The 14,749-nt window shown below is 34.2% G+C and carries 14 protein-coding genes and 1 riboswitch; of the genes, 6 read left to right on the top strand and 8 right to left on the bottom strand.

What is annotated here, in order from left to right; all coding sequences use genetic code 11:
* Positions 1–3: 3 nt before the first annotated feature.
* Both ACFVR2_RS15860 and ACFVR2_RS15855 read left to right on the top strand, forming a co-directional pair.
* Complete coding sequence (locus ACFVR2_RS15860) at positions 4–1,290, top strand: Glu/Leu/Phe/Val family dehydrogenase (protein WP_387363487.1); 1,287 nt, start codon at positions 4–6, stop codon at positions 1,288–1,290.
* A gap of 265 nt (positions 1,291–1,555) precedes the next feature.
* Positions 1,556–2,962: an amino acid permease gene (locus ACFVR2_RS15855; RefSeq protein ID WP_387363485.1), complete on the top strand. Its 1,407-nt coding sequence runs from the start codon at positions 1,556–1,558 to the stop codon at positions 2,960–2,962.
* A gap of 587 nt (positions 2,963–3,549) precedes the next feature.
* On the opposite strand, the gene opp4A is transcribed toward ACFVR2_RS15855, so the two are convergent.
* The 7 genes from opp4A to ACFVR2_RS15820 form a co-directional block, all read right to left on the bottom strand.
* A complete protein-coding gene (opp4A, locus tag ACFVR2_RS15850; RefSeq protein WP_387363482.1) occupies positions 3,550–5,328 on the bottom strand; it encodes an oligopeptide ABC transporter substrate-binding protein in 1,779 nt (592 codons plus the stop codon).
* A gap of 24 nt (positions 5,329–5,352) precedes the next feature.
* Positions 5,353–6,258 carry an ABC transporter permease gene (locus ACFVR2_RS15845; RefSeq protein WP_098428191.1) on the bottom strand — a complete coding sequence of 302 codons (906 nt, stop codon included), beginning with the start codon at positions 6,256–6,258 and terminating at the stop codon, positions 5,353–5,355.
* Positions 6,259–6,272: 14 nt separating this feature from the next.
* Positions 6,273–7,238, bottom strand: coding sequence for an oligopeptide ABC transporter permease (opp4B, locus tag ACFVR2_RS15840; RefSeq protein WP_387363479.1), 966 nt, complete (start codon positions 7,236–7,238; stop codon positions 6,273–6,275).
* Positions 7,239–7,253: 15 nt separating this feature from the next.
* Positions 7,254–8,180, bottom strand: coding sequence for an ABC transporter ATP-binding protein (locus ACFVR2_RS15835; RefSeq protein ID WP_387363477.1), 927 nt, complete (start codon positions 8,178–8,180; stop codon positions 7,254–7,256).
* The gene (locus tag ACFVR2_RS15830; protein ID WP_387363475.1) at positions 8,161–9,186 is read right to left on the bottom strand and encodes an ABC transporter ATP-binding protein; all 1,026 of its coding nucleotides are present in this window, start codon (positions 9,184–9,186) and stop codon (positions 8,161–8,163) included. Before ACFVR2_RS15830 ends, ACFVR2_RS15835 begins: the two co-directional genes overlap by 20 nt.
* A 560-nt stretch (positions 9,187–9,746) precedes the next feature.
* On the bottom strand, positions 9,747–10,184 hold the full coding sequence (locus tag ACFVR2_RS15825) for a Dps family protein (RefSeq protein ID WP_483867305.1): 438 nt from the start codon (positions 10,182–10,184) through the stop codon (positions 9,747–9,749).
* 322 nt (positions 10,185–10,506) lie between these two features.
* Positions 10,507–10,662, bottom strand: a complete 156-nt coding sequence (locus ACFVR2_RS15820; protein ID WP_156339752.1) for a hypothetical protein — start codon at positions 10,660–10,662, stop codon at positions 10,507–10,509.
* Positions 10,663–10,862: 200 nt separating this feature from the next.
* On the opposite strand from ACFVR2_RS15820, the gene ACFVR2_RS15815 reads away from it, so the two are divergent.
* A complete protein-coding gene (locus ACFVR2_RS15815; protein WP_387363472.1) occupies positions 10,863–11,051 on the top strand; it encodes a WxL domain-containing protein in 189 nt (62 codons plus the stop codon).
* Between the two features lie 124 nt (positions 11,052–11,175).
* On the opposite strand, the gene thiT is transcribed toward ACFVR2_RS15815, so the two are convergent.
* The gene (gene thiT, locus ACFVR2_RS15810) at positions 11,176–11,757 is read right to left on the bottom strand and encodes an energy-coupled thiamine transporter ThiT (protein WP_056476402.1); all 582 of its coding nucleotides are present in this window, start codon (positions 11,755–11,757) and stop codon (positions 11,176–11,178) included.
* A 353-nt stretch (positions 11,758–12,110) separates the two neighbouring features.
* A riboswitch (TPP riboswitch) is annotated at positions 12,111–12,215 on the bottom strand.
* 350 nt (positions 12,216–12,565) lie between these two features.
* Between thiT and ACFVR2_RS15805 the strand changes: the two genes are divergently transcribed.
* Genes ACFVR2_RS15805 through ACFVR2_RS15795 form a run of 3 tightly spaced genes read left to right on the top strand, consistent with a single transcriptional unit; the run spans position 12,566 to position 14,494 of the window.
* Complete coding sequence (locus ACFVR2_RS15805; RefSeq protein WP_387363469.1) at positions 12,566–13,042, top strand: low molecular weight protein-tyrosine-phosphatase; 477 nt, start codon at positions 12,566–12,568, stop codon at positions 13,040–13,042.
* Positions 13,043–13,055: 13 nt separating this feature from the next.
* Positions 13,056–13,595 (top strand): hypothetical protein, encoded by a 540-nt coding sequence (locus ACFVR2_RS15800; RefSeq protein WP_387363466.1) that lies wholly within the window; start codon positions 13,056–13,058, stop codon positions 13,593–13,595.
* A 17-nt stretch (positions 13,596–13,612) separates the two neighbouring features.
* Complete coding sequence (locus ACFVR2_RS15795) at positions 13,613–14,494, top strand: YihY/virulence factor BrkB family protein (RefSeq protein ID WP_387363463.1); 882 nt, start codon at positions 13,613–13,615, stop codon at positions 14,492–14,494.
* The last annotated feature ends 255 nt before the right edge of the window (positions 14,495–14,749 follow it).

Genomic DNA, 14,749 nt, shown 5'->3' with positions numbered 1-14,749 from the left:
AAAATGACAACTACAATCCCACAAAATGAAGTACAAAACAAAATCAAAGAAGAAGGCAGAGAATTAATTGAGTCTACTCAAGAAGTAATCTCAGAAGCACTTCATAAACTTGGTTATTCAAAAGAACTTTATGAGTTATTAAAAGAACCATTACGATTTTTAACAGTTCAAATTCCGGTAAGAATGGATGATGGCTCAGTGAAAATTTTCACTGGCTATCGTTCACAACATAATGATGCTGTAGGTCCAACAAAGGGTGGAATTCGTTTCCATCCTGAGGTTAATGAGGACGAAGTAAAAGCTTTATCAATGTGGATGAGCTTAAAATGCGGTATCGTTGATTTACCATACGGTGGGGGAAAAGGCGGTATCATTTGTGATCCAAGAAAAATGTCAATTTATGAGTTAGAGCGTTTAAGTAGAGGATATGTTCGTGCGATTAGCCAAATCGTTGGACCAACAAAGGATATTCCTGCTCCAGACGTATATACTAACCCACAAATTATGGCTTGGATGATGGATGAATATAGTAGAATTCAAGAATTTGATTCTCCTGGATTTATTACTGGTAAACCTCTAGTATTGGGTGGATCAGAAGGACGTGAAACAGCTACAGCTCAAGGTGTTACAATTTGTATCGAAGAGGCTGCTAAACGTAAGGGAATCGATTTAAAGGGTGCTAGTGTCATTGTTCAAGGATTCGGAAATGCGGGTAGCTTCTTAGCGAAGTTCATGGTTGAAGCAGGTGCAAAGGTAGTCGGTATTTCTGATGCACTTGGCGCATTATACGATCCAGACGGTTTAGATATTCATAGCTTACTAGAAAAAAGAGATAGCTTCGGAACAGTAACTAACTTATTTACTGATGTAATTTCGAATAAAGAATTACTTGAAAAACCTTGTGATATTTTAGTTCCAGCTGCAATTTCAAACCAAATTACAATTGAAAATGCTCACAATATTAAAGCATCAATCGTAGTTGAAGCTGCAAATGGTCCTACTACTCTAGAAGCTACTAAAATATTAACAGAGCGTGGAATTTTACTAGTTCCAGACGTACTAGCAAGTGCTGGTGGAGTTTCTGTTTCTTATTTTGAGTGGGTTCAAAATAACCAAGGTTACTACTGGTCTGATGAAGAAGTTGCTCAAAAACTTCGTGATAAAATGGTTCGTTCATTTGATAGTGTTTACCAAACTTCACTTAATCGCAAAGTAAATATGAGATTAGCTGCCTATATGGTTGGTATTCGCAAAATGGCGGAAGCATCTCGTTTCCGTGGATGGGTTTAATAGATTAATAGGTTTGCTCCAGATGGAAATTTCATCTGGAGCACTTATATTGTATTGACAGATAATAAACTCTATTTTTATAATTAAGTATTATTCAAATACAATGATTTGTATACGTTTTCAATTATTATCTGAAAATTTAGTCTTGAAATATGTTGATTTAAAGCGCTTTAGTGTTCATTATGGGATTCGGGGGAGTCCATATTCTGTTATATCAGAATATTTTAACTTATGCGCGCAATTTACATCTAGAGGAGGGACTTTCATGAAACAACAAGAACAGGGGTTAAAGAAAGAGCTTAAAAGTAGACACTTGTTTATGATTGCTCTTGGGGGAGTAATTGGGACAGGTTTGTTTATGGGATCAGGCTATACAATTAGTGAAGCTGGTCCAGGTGGAGCAATATTAGCCTACTTAGTAGGTGGATTCGTAATGTATTTAACAATGCTATGTTTAGGAGAATTAGCAGTTAATTTACCAGATGCTGGTTCTTATCAAACTTATGCAACTAAATATATCTCACCAGCGTCAGGCTATGTAGTTGGATGGATGGCATGGTTAAACTGGTCGGTAACAATCGGTTTAGAATTAATTACAGTTAGTATGTTAATGAAAAGATGGTTTCCAGATGTACCGACTTGGATTTGGTGTGTAGTATTCGGGGTAATATTATTCGCAATAAATGCACTTTCAACTAGAAGTTTTGCTGAAGTTGAGTTTTGGTTTGCAAGTATTAAATTAGTAACAATTGTTCTTTTTATTATTTTAGGTGGAGCAGTAATGTTTGGCATTGTACCAATGGAAGGGACAAAGGCTCCAATGCTTTCTAACTTTACAGACCACGGCGGACTTTTCCCGAATGGCTTTTTAGCGATTATGGTCACAATGGTTGCAGTTAACTTCTCATTCCAGGGAAGTGAATTAGTAGGGATTGCAGCTGGTGAAAGTGAAGATCCAGCAAAAGCTGTACCTAAAGCAATTAATAACACTGTATGGCGAATTCTAGTATTCTTTATTTTATCAATATTTGTTTTAGCAGGCTTATTCCCTTGGGAGAAAGCTGGCTTAGTAGATAGTCCATTCGTAGTAGTATTTGATAACATCGGTATTCCATATGCAGCAGATATTATGAACTTTGTTATTATTACAGCAGTTCTATCAGTTGCTAACTCGGGTTTATACGCAACATCACGTATGATGTATTCAATGGCTCAAAAAGGAATGGTAAGTTCGAAATTAGGAAAATTAACTAAAAAAGGTGTACCTTTAAACGCTTTAACTTTTAGTATGTTTTTTGGATGTTTATCTCTATTAAGTGGTATTTACGCAGAAGACACGGTTTATCTATGGTTATTATCAATTGCAGGATTTGGCTGCTTATTTGTTTGGGCAAGCATTGCCTTATCAAATCTTTTAGGTAGAAAGAAATACATTGCAGAAGGTGGAAAATTAGAGGATTTAAAATATAAAACGCCTCTTTATCCAATCGTTCCAATCGTTGCATTTGTTTTAAATGTGGCTGTTATTATTAGCCTTGCATTTATTCCAGACCAACGTATTGCATTATACTGTGGTGTTCCATTTATGATTGCATGTTTAATCTATTATCATTTCTCTGCAAAGCATAAGATTGAAAAACACGAGCAAGAAGAGAGTAAAAAAGTAAGTTAATAATTGTTTTGAGATGGTCTCAAAAATTTGTGAAAACTCGCTAGTAAGTTACTACTAGCGAGTTTTTCGTGTTTTCTTGAATTTTGGTTTTGTTGTTGATCACGTTTAGCAAAAATTGAGATTTATTTAGTAAGCGAAGCTCATAACTTTATCAACAATGTCCACATATCGTTTATGCTTGTTTAAGATTGAATCTACTTATTTCAGCCCATAGACCCCAACATTAAATCGTTCCAACAAATTTTGTGAATAAGAATTACTGCTTTATTAACAAAGTTCACAATTTTATCAACAGTGTGCATATTTTCGTTCATATTTTTTTGATTTTGAAGGGGAGAGAGGTTACTTATCCACTGTTTTGATGAACGTATTACTGTTTTTAACTGATCCTACATTAAATATCAACAAATGTTCGCAAGTTTTGTTAATAACCTTTCAGTATTTCAGTACAGAAGGGAAGGGGGGAGTTACTTATCCACATTTTAACTGTTATGGCTATCTATTCTTTCGAATCAGGTATGAGTTATACACAAAAAAGAACTGTCCCAAAAGTACATTGACTTAAGGGACAGCTACATTTTTACTGCTTATTTATTTTTTTCAGACTCTTTACTTGTTACAGTGATATCTTGTAAGTGACCTTGGAAGCCTTGACCAGCTGTTAAGTCGTAACCTTTAACGCGCTTATTAACTCCATCTAAACCGAAGCGGAATAGAGTAGGGATAACTGGCACTTCGTCATTTACAAGCTCTTGCCATTTATCGTATACATCTTGACGGTATTTTTCATCAAATGCTTTTGCCGAAATACCTTCTTTTAATAGTTTATCATTGTCGTTATTTACCCAACGGACGTAGTTGAATGGTGCATTTTTAGCCCAAATTCCAGATGGGTCTGGGTCAGAACCTGTTCCCCAAGCTGCTGCGAAAATATCGATTTTTGGATTATCTTTTTCTACCATATCGTAGAATGAGTTGAACTCATGTAAACGTCCATCTAATAATTGAACATCTAAGCCAACTTCTTTCCAAGATTGTAAGTAGAATTGAGCTAATGGTTCAGCGATATCGCCACCACTCATAGAAGCGAAGTTGATTTTAAATGGTTTTCCGTTTGGATCTTCACGTAAACCATCTCCAGTTACATCTTTGTAACCAGCTTCGTCTAGTAATTTTTTAGCTTTTTCAGGATCATGAGTATATCCTTTTAATGCTTTATCAAAGTATTTAGGGAATGATGGTGGAATTACAGAAGTTGCAGGCACTCGTAATCCTTTGTATAATTTTTCCCCAACTGCTTTATTATCAAGAGCATAAGCCATTGCTTGACGTACACGCTTATCTTGGAATTTTGGATTATCCATTACGTTTACACCATTTTTCGCATCGTAATGACCTAATTTAAATCCGATGTAAGAGTAAGCTAACTCTGTTTTACCGATTAATTGGATATTTTTTAATTTTTTAGCTTGATCGAATTGGTCAGCTGAAACAGAAGCGATATCGATATCTCCGTTTGCTAGAGAAGATGTAGCAATAGTTGGGTTAACAACTTTTAAAAGTACACCGTCAAGTTTTGGAGCACCGTTCCAGTAATCTTTATTCGCTTCAAATTCTACAGCTTCACCTGGAGTGATCTTTTTAATTTTAAATGGTCCAAAGCCGATAGGAGCTTTACGAATTTGATCTGATGATGCTAATTTATCAATTGGAACATTGCCTAAGTATTTTTTAGGTAGTGGGTTAGTCCATAAGCCAGTAAGTACAGAAGGGTTAGCTTCTTTAAAGGTAATTGAAATTGTTTTAGGATCAATTACTTTAACTCCGGAAATATTTTTTGCCTTTCCGTTATGATAGTCTTCCATACCTTCGATCATAGACATTTGTGAGTCATAACGTACACCTGTATATTTTGGATTACCAATTACAAGATAAGCATATTCTAAATCCTCTGCTGTAACTGGATCTCCATTAGTCCAATTTACATTATCGCGAATTTTTAATGTGATTGTCTTTTTGTCGTCGCTTAATTTATATGTAGCAGCACCATCTTGGTCATAAATATAGTTTTCATCTGTTGAAAGAAGTGCTTCATCAAAGAATTGAAGAACTTGAGAATCTGGATCGCCTTCATAGAAAATTGTATTTAAGATACCTTCAAATGGCGTATCTGAAACTAAACCATATTTTAAAATGCCACCTGAAACCGATTTTTTGTTATTTGATACTTTGATCGGAAAAGCAGCTTGATCGACTTGTTTAGTAGTAGTCGCAGTCTTCGTGTCGCCGCCTTTACATGCTGAAAGAATCATCATAGATACTGCCATTGCGCTTAATACTTTAGTAAAGCTTTTTGCATTTTTCATATTTCCACTCTCCTTAATTTTTAATTATCCTCTTCTTTGTCTAGCATCAGCTGCACGCTTTAGCGCTTCACCGATGAAATTTATACTCAGCATGAGCACTAAAATCATGCACGATGCAGGTAACCATATCCACAGCTTATTTTGTAAAACATCAGGATTTGTTGCATAACTAACTAGTGTTCCTAAACTTGGTGTACTTTCTGGTAAACCAAATCCAAGGAAGGTTAGACCAGATTCGATTCCAATATTTCCTGCTAAGTTTAAAGTGAATGCAACGATAATTAATGAACTTACATTTGGTAAAACGTGTGAGATAATGATTTTCCAATTCGGCGTGCCAATTGCTTTAGCTGCTGCCACATAATCTAATTCGCTCTCTGATAAAACTTTTGAACGAATTAATCTTGCTTTACCTGTCCATAAAAATAGGCTCATAATAAGGACAAAATTTATGATAGAGAATTTAGGTACAACTGTTACGAATACAATAATTAACATTAATGTTGGTAAGGATAGGAAAAAGTCAATAATACGCATAACGACACTGTCTACCCAACCACCGAAATAGCCAGCTATTAAACCTAATGCTAGGCCTAGTAGATTTGTAATAATTGTGATAAAAAATCCAATCGTAAAGGAATTTCTCGTCCCAATTATTAGTTGTCCAAATATATCGCGTCCCCCGTAGTCAGTACCTAACCAATGAGTAGAGGAAGGGGGCTGATAGATTGATAGAAAGTCAACTTTAACAATTTGATTTTGATCTAGAATAAGAGAAGTAGCATACACACCTATTATTATTAGGCCAAGTACGATAAGAGAACCTAAAGCTAACTTATCTCGTCTAAATTCTGCCCAAATGACACTAAATCCAGATGGACTTTTTCGTTGCTCTGTAATATGAGTTTGATTTTCGATTTTTAATTCCATAAATTTCACCTACCCTATTCAATCCGTATACGTGGATCTACGATGCTTAGAATAATATCTGAGATTAATGTTCCGAAAAGTGTTGCAAGACATGTCATTAAAACAAGCGCATTTACAACGGTAAAATCACGTAACATAACGGATTTAACGAACAGTTGCCCAATTCCTGGATATCCAAAAATTGATTCTAAAAATACAGAACCAGCTATTAAACCAGTAATCTCATAACCTAAAAATGCAGCGATTGGTAAAAATGAATTTCGTAAAACGTGTCGAGAATAAACCTTTGATTCTGGAACACCTTTTGATCTAGCTGTTCTTACAAAATCTTTTACTTTTGTATCAATAATTTCACTACGCAAATATTGAGAAATTCCAACAGTTGAAATAAGTGCACCTGATAAAGTTGGTAAAACAAGATGATCTAATTTGCTTACGTAATAAGCGAAAGTTCCGTCAGCAATCGTAGGGTCTACGCTACCGCCCGTTGGGAAAAGATCAAAATAAAATCCAAAAATAAACAGCATAACAATTCCAAAAATAAATAAAGGGGTAGCAAAACCTAAATAGTTATATCCGGTTATCAGCTTATCCGCCCAGGTGTCGCTATAGCGTCCACTAATAATACCAAGTGGAATTGCCAGTAAATAAGTTACAATAAACACGCAGAGGGCAAGTAATACAGTATTTCCAATACGGTCACCAATAACATCAACTACATTGATTTTATGTGTATAGGAAACACCAAAATCTCCTTTTGCAACATTTTTAATCCAATGATAATACTGAACATAAGCAGGATCATTTAAACCCATTTCTTCACGAATTTTTTCAATTTCTTGTGGATTAGCTTTTGGGTTAATCGATCGTCCCGTTAGTGCATCACCTGGCATTGCTTTAGCTAGTGCAAAGATTAGTATACTCAAGATAAGAAGTTGAGGAATCATGATGAGTATACGGCGAATGACAAATTTTAACATATTCGTTACTCCTTTCTAGGGTAATGCTACTCGATGAGTATCTGAGATTGGTTTTAAATCAAATGGTCGACCGTTTTCATCAAAGTAAGAAGAAGCATTTTGTTGATATTCTTGTCTAACTGCTTGTCTTTCTTTAATTTTTTCTTCTCGAACTTCTGGACGAATATCTGGTATTGCCGCAATTAAGCGTTTAGTGTATATATGTTGTGGGTTGTTTAAGATATCTTCCGTAGTGCCTTCCTCAACAAGTCTCCCTCTATACATAACACCAATTCGATCACATAAATGGCGAATAACGCCTAAGTCATGGCCGATAAATAAATAAGTTAGTTTGAATTCTTCTTGTAAATCTTGTAAAAAATTAAGTACTTGTGCTTGTACTGAAACATCCAAAGCAGAAACAGGCTCATCTGCAACAATTAACTTTGGCTGTAATGTTAAAGCTCTAGCAATCCCAATTCGTTGACGTTGCCCACCAGAAAATTCATGTGGATACTTATATAGTGATTCTGGAGATAATCCAACTTTATCAAGGTAGTAAAGTACTCTTTCACGTTCTTCTTCAGCAGTTAAAGTTTCATAGTTTCTTAGAGGTTCTGCAACTAAATCAATAATTCTCTTTTTTGGATTTAAAGAAGAGTATGGGTCTTGAAATATCATTTGAATCTCTTGTCGAAATGCTCGCAATTGCTTTTTGCTTAGGGTTATTAAGTCATTGTCTAAAAACTGAATACTTCCATTCGTAGCCTTTGCTAATTGAAGAATTGCCTTACCTGCAGTAGATTTACCACTACCTGATTCTCCAATTAGGCCATATGTTTCGCCTTCGTTTAGTTCAAATGAAATTCCATCAACAGCTCGAACATGATCTACAACTGTTCGAAAAATACCACCACGGATAGGGTAATGTACTTTTAAATTATCAACCTTTAATAGAGACATTTATGATCGGTGCTCCTTTCTCGTTCTTGAAATGGAAATGCTTATAACAAGAACAACGTACATAATGATTTGGTGTAACTTCGTGCAAGATAGGTTGATTTTCATGTGCATAATTTTGAATCCAAGGAATACGGTGGCTGAATCGGCAGCCTGTTCTAGGTAGTTTGTCTAAAGGTGGAACTGTACCTTCAATAATATGAAGTCTTTGATTTTTTGAATGAGTAGTAGGAATAGAGTTTAATAGTGAGCGCGTATATGGGTGTAATGGTTTATTTAGTATTTCTTCTACTGAACCAGTCTCAATAATTTGTCCAGCATACATAACAGCAACACGGTCTGCTACTTCAGCAACAACACTTAAGTCATGCGTAATTAAAATGATACCGAGCTTCGTTTTCTTTTGTATTTCTTTTAGTAAATCTAGTATTTGGGCTTGTATCGTTACATCTAAAGCAGTAGTTGGCTCGTCTGCAATAATGAACGAAGGGTTACATGCAATGGCAATTGAAATCATAGCACGTTGTCTCATACCACCAGATAATTCATGCGGGTACTGTTTATAAGTAACCTCTGGCTTTGGAATTCCAACTTGATTTAGTAGCTCTAATGCACGATCCTTTTTTTGTGAGCGCGAAAGATCAGTATGGAAATCTAGATTTTCTTCAATTTGTTTACCAATCGTCATTAACGGGTTTAGAGCAGTAAGAGGTTCTTGGAAAATCATTCCGATTTCCTTTCCTCGAATTTTATTCAATTTACTATCATTAAGCGCTAGTAAATTTGTGCCCTTGTAAGAGATCGATCCATTCATTTTTGTACGATTATTTGAATGTAGTCCTAGGATTGATAGGGCTAGTGCACTTTTACCGCAGCCTGATTCACCCACAATTGCAAGAACTTCATTTTCATGGACAGTAAGTGATACATCATCCACAGCAGGATAGTATTGGTTGTTTATACGAAACGATGTCGTTAAATGTTCGATTTCCAAAAGAGGTTTTGACATTTCGTGTCTCCTTTCGAGATTTCATGAGCTAAATTGTTGGTTTATTTAGAATTTTCATAAGTATAATATTATTACGCGAATGTTTCAATATGAAAACATTTTCTGTAATATATAGTCCTTTTTGACTATAATTTGTTCGAATTTCGGATTAACTAGTAAATTAATAGGGAAAAAATGTCACTATGATTCGATAGAAAGGTTGATAGATTAAATAAAATAAGGGAGAGTAAGGAAAATACAAAATGAAAACGTTTCCAAAACAGTTGTTAGAATAGATAAATAGATGTGTTTGAAAATGATGTTGAAAAAAAGAGGTTTTTGTCAGAAAATGCATTAATTTAGGGGAAAAAATATATTCGATGAGCAATTTGTAGTTTAAAATTCCTAGTTCATATTACCTGTTTTTACACTGAAAAATAAGAATTACATTAAAAAGTATGAAGCTACTACATCTCATTTAAGCTTTAAATTAGAAAAGAAAAAAAGCAGTATAAAGATAAAAGGATAAATAATCCATTTTATTTTATACTGCTTTTCTTAATTTAATCTTAAGTTTTAACTTAATTTAAGTAGGCTGTTAACATCCAAACATGCTTTGCAAGCTGTTCTCGAATGGCTAATAATAAATCATGAGTAACTGAATCATTTTCACACTCTGCAATTTCCATGCCATCTTTTAATTCTTCAATTAAATAGTTATAATCCTTAGTAATGTCCTGGACCATTTCATCAGAAGTAATATTCTTATTGGCTTCTTTAAGGCTTGAAGTATCAAGATACTCTCTCATTGTAGCTAGTGGTTTTCCACCAATTATTAACACTCGCTCTGCTAGTTCATCAATATGTAAACTTGCCTCGTTGTAAAATTCCTCAAATTTAGTGTGTAGAGTGAAAAAATTTGGACCTTTTACATACCAATGATAGTTATGTAACTTTACAAATAGAATATTCCAGTCTGCTATTTGCTTATTTAGCACATCAACAGTCGTTTTTGAGATGGATGATGTATCCATTAAAATCCCTCCTCTAAATGATGTAAAAGATTAAAAAACCATATAACCCATCTTAACTGATATTGAGTAAGAATAGTCATGGTAATATTTGATAGCTAAGACAACAATTAGTAAAATTAACGTTAAATTGTAAATAGCATTATATTGAAATAAAAAACTTTTTGGATGGAGATAGGATTCTTACTTACATAAGAAAAGATCATGAGTAATTAAAAAACATATAGACGAAAATACCATACTCAAAACAGGCTTATATATAAGGAAAAAACAAAAAACCTCATCTAATTGTTAGATGAGGTTATTTTAGCTATGAATGTACGCTCTCTTCAGGAAGGGAGGGCTTAGGGTCAATTCTTAAAGCATCATCTACATTAAATGCATTTTTTAATACTAAGAAAAATGAACCAATCATACCTAAAAGAATAATAAAGTAAAAGAAAAAGATGAGTACATCATATCCCAATATTTATACCCCCTTCGAAACTCTGTATTCATATATATGATTGAAGAAAAGGACAGATAACCAAAATTCACAAAGTGTTCAAAATTTATATGCATATTTAAAATGTGGATAAAATATTTTTACTATTTGGTTGGATCGGTTTATCTAAAAGCAAGTGACATCTTCATTTGTAGCAGTTATACCTAAAATATTAGGAAGAATTGGTTCCAGGTGGAGGTGCACAGGATGTAGCTTTTGCAGATGAAGGTAAGGGACTCGGAACGTGGACGATTGCATATGGTCTGAATTCATCAAGTGTAACTCTTTTCGTGCCAGGAGAAGCTTATAAAGAAGTAGGAGCTAAATATAAGACGAATTTAACGTGGACATTAGCAGATACACCACTCTAAAATCATGAAATAATTTGGTGTAAAAGGAAAAGTGAATCCCCCATCGAGTAGATCATAAATAGTCGATGGAGGATCCAGTTCTTTCTTATTTAATTGTATAAACTTGCAAAAAATGTTTCTATAGTTACGCCGCTTGATTTCGATTCTTTTTAACATGAACAAGAACTGGCGCAGAAGAGAGTAAAATAATTAAAAGAACTGCACTAATAATAAAAGAAGGAACCATGTACCAAGCATTATATACTAATGAATAAAGTGAAACTGGTGTTCCTTTTGGAGCGTATGAACCGTAAAATACAATCCCAGCGATAAAGTGACAGATGAAACGAGCTAATGAGCCGATAAAAGTTCCTAAAATTATATAGGCTGCTGCACTTTTTTTATTGCCATTTGCTAAACTATTTTTTATTTGTTTATATACAAGACCAGCTAATCCGAGACTTGTAAATGCTAGAATATAGTCTAAAAATACTTGAATTGGATGAACAAAATATAGCTTTGTAACGATTTGTAGTGCTGCTAATAATAGACCAGTAATTAAACCTTGCTTTAATCCCCAACGAAAAGCAATTAAAAAAACTGGAATCATTGATAATGATACAGAACCACCTTGAGGTGCAGTAAACAATGGTAAGAAATCAAAAACGATTGCTAGTGCTGCACACATCGCTATTTCTGTCATTAATTGAATCTTTGATGTCTTCATATATATATTTCCCCCTTTATCTAGTGGACAACTTATGTAGTGAAACACTTTGTAAGTAATGATGTTTGAGCGACTAGTCGCCTACATTTTGTAATGTCTAGTTCCAGCGCCTTACCCTTTCTGGTGTCGGGGCAAAAGCGAGCCGCTTCCACATTTCGTAATGTCTAGTTTCAGCACCTTGCCCCTCGAGGTCATAAGACAAAGCCATGTGAAGATAAAAAGCAATCTTCCCCTGTCTTTGTCTTATGCTTGTCGGGGCAAAAGCGAGTCGCTTCCACATTTCGTAATAGGGAGATTTCAGTAGGAATAAATAAAAAAAGCAATACTGGGTAGCATGATGATCCCGGTGTTGCTTTTTCATCGTGCCACATCCCTACGTTAGTACTAACTAACAGGTTCAGAGGGTAAGAATAGCTAATCTATTCACTCTCAGCCAAATGGCTCCCCTTGTGGTTTAGCTTACATTTAGTTGTCTTTACTAAATATAGTCAAGGTCATTTAAAAATACAATTAATTTATCTGTAAAAATTAAAAAAAATTGGCCAATTGTTAATGCAATCTGTGGAGGACTTGCGAAAAACATTAACAGAGTTAACTTTTTAGATAGACATTAAAATTATTTTTAAAAAATGAGTGTAATCATAGCTATTATGTAAAAAATAAGCATTATAACTTTTATCTTATTTATCCTTGCCATAAATTATTCACAATGGCTTGCTTTTCATTTTAAAATTTACCGTGTAGAATGAATACGAAAGAACAGCTAAATTTTGGCAGAAAGTGTAAATAATTTGAAGGGGACATTGAGATGATTCAAGTATTATTTGTCTGTTTAGGTAACATTTGTCGATCGCCAATGGCTGAGGCTGTTTTTCGTCATTTAGTGACAGAAAAAGGGTTAGATAAACAATTTATGATAGACTCAGCTGGTACTGGAGATTGGCATTTAGGTCACCCTCCACATAAGGGAACACAAGGTTTATTGAGTGAAAAAGGTATAACCTGCGATGGTATGAAAGCTCGAAAAGTGACAGATAATGACTTTAAATATTTTAGTTATATTGTTGCTATGGATGCACAGAATAAAGAGGATTTAATGAATTTAGCAAGAAATAATTGTATAGGAGAGATTTCACTACTTTCAGATTATGTTCCAGCATCAATGTGGAAGGAAGTGCCTGATCCATATTATACGGGTAATTTTAATGAAGTATATGACATCATTACAGAAGGATGCTCTCATTTACTTCAGCATATTTTAAAGCAACACCAATTAACAGTTTAGAGGAGGATGTAGAATGTCAAAACGTAACAAAGCTTTACGCAATATTCTAGTCGGAGTCGCAATTGGTGCAGGGGTTACTCTACTTAACAAGGAAAATCGTGAGAAAATCTCACGTAAAGGAAGAAGTGTAACAAACAAATTAAATCAAATTAAAGAAGATCCAGAAATCGTAAAAGGTGCTGTTAGAAATCAGTTGAGAGTAGTACAAAGCTCAGTTGAGAAATTAGAAGGCAATGTACAGCTTGTAAAAGATAAATGGATCGAAATTAAAGATTCCACATTAAATAAGTTTGATAAAGGCTCTTCTAAAGTAACAGAAAAAGCAGTTGAAGCTGTAGAAGCAAAAATTGAAGATTCAATTGATCTAGAAGAAGGTAAATCGCAAATTTCAGCGACTTCACAAGAAGTAAATCATGAAAATGAATCTTCTGAAACTGACGAGCAGTTAGAAGCTTCTCTTGAAGGTATTGAAGAATTAACTGATGAAAATGCAGATGAAGTACAAGAGAAAGTAGAATCAATTTTATTGGCAGGTAATACATCTAAAGAATAACAATTGAAGGTGTCAATTTGATTAAGAAAAAGAATTCTATTGTAGCATTTGTTTGGGATTTAGTGAAAAAGTGTATGGAAGACGAAATAGTATCTCGTTCAGCGGAGCTAGCATATTACTTAATGCTATCTCTTTTTCCATTTCTACTTGTTCTAACTCAAGTCGTAACCTATTTACCACTTTCTACTGATCAAATATTGTCATTCTTGAGTCAATATGCTCCGCCAGATGCAATGGCGATTATACGAAGTAACTTGCAGTTAATAATCGGGCAATCTCATGGTGGAGTTTTATCAGTAGGATTAATTGCGACTATTTGGGCTGCGTCCAATGGGATTAATGCAATCATTCGAGCACTTAATGATGCGTATGATGTAGAGGATAAACGAAATTACTTTGTTACAAGAGGAATTTCAATTCTTTTAACAATTATTATGATTTTTGTGATTGTATTTGCATTATTAATACCAGTGTTCGGGAAAGTCATTGCTAAGTCTGTATTTCATTTTTTAGATATATCTCAGGATTTCTTATATACTTGGAGCCTAATTCGTTGGTCACTAAGCTTTGTGATTCTAATGATTGTATTTACTGTTCTATATTCAATTGGACCTAGTAAAGTAGTTCACATTAAAAAGGTATTTTTTGGTTCGCTATTTGCAACATTTGGATGGATCATTTCTTCATTTGGATTTGCTTTTTACGTTGATAATTTTGGTAATTACACAAGTCATTACGGTAGTTTAGGTGGAATTATTGTCTTAATGATTTGGTTTTTTATTTCGGCAATGGTTGTGATTATTGGTGGAGAGCTCAATGCATTATTAAAGCAAAGACAATATGGTAAGCACAAAGCTAAACCAAAATTAATTGACCCTAAAAAGCCAAATCCAAAATAATTTCTTCTATAATATAATGGAGTTTTCTTCCATGAGTAGTCTTATTTTAGAAAGGTAAACTAATAAAGACTTCAAAAAGGGAGGAACTTTATAATGAGTAATAATAAGAAAAACCATAATGATAAATCAAATAAGAAACAAAAAAGTAGCTCTCACCCAAAGGGCAAAACTAGCGGTTCTGCAAACGGGCATAATGATTACCATTGATTTTTAGACTGACTAGAATATTTGCTTTTCCTGCTAAAAGGCTCATTC

The organism is Gottfriedia sp. NPDC057991 (genome assembly GCF_042886615.1).
In the GTDB taxonomy this organism is placed as follows: Bacteria; Bacillota; Bacilli; order Bacillales; family Bacillaceae_G; genus Gottfriedia.
Note: the sequence above shows the minus strand (reverse complement) of the source record. Positions and strands in the feature narration are given on the sequence as shown.

Coding starts and splice junctions, on each gene's coding strand:
- ACFVR2_RS15835 (WP_387363477.1), bottom strand. CDS start 8,180: ATGTCTCTATTAAAGGTTGATAATTTAAAAGTACATTACCCTATCCGT.
- opp4A (WP_387363482.1), bottom strand. CDS start 5,328: ATGAAAAATGCAAAAAGCTTTACTAAAGTATTAAGCGCAATGGCAGTA.
- ACFVR2_RS15860 (WP_387363487.1), top strand. CDS start 4: ATGACAACTACAATCCCACAAAATGAAGTACAAAACAAAATCAAAGAA.
- opp4B (WP_387363479.1), bottom strand. CDS start 7,238: ATGTTAAAATTTGTCATTCGCCGTATACTCATCATGATTCCTCAACTT.
- ACFVR2_RS15830 (WP_387363475.1), bottom strand. CDS start 9,186: ATGTCAAAACCTCTTTTGGAAATCGAACATTTAACGACATCGTTTCGT.
- ACFVR2_RS15845 (WP_098428191.1), bottom strand. CDS start 6,258: ATGGAATTAAAAATCGAAAATCAAACTCATATTACAGAGCAACGAAAA.
- ACFVR2_RS15805 (WP_387363469.1), top strand. CDS start 12,566: ATGATTCAAGTATTATTTGTCTGTTTAGGTAACATTTGTCGATCGCCA.
- ACFVR2_RS15855 (WP_387363485.1), top strand. CDS start 1,556: ATGAAACAACAAGAACAGGGGTTAAAGAAAGAGCTTAAAAGTAGACAC.
- thiT (WP_056476402.1), bottom strand. CDS start 11,757: ATGAAGACATCAAAGATTCAATTAATGACAGAAATAGCGATGTGTGCA.
- ACFVR2_RS15800 (WP_387363466.1), top strand. CDS start 13,056: ATGTCAAAACGTAACAAAGCTTTACGCAATATTCTAGTCGGAGTCGCA.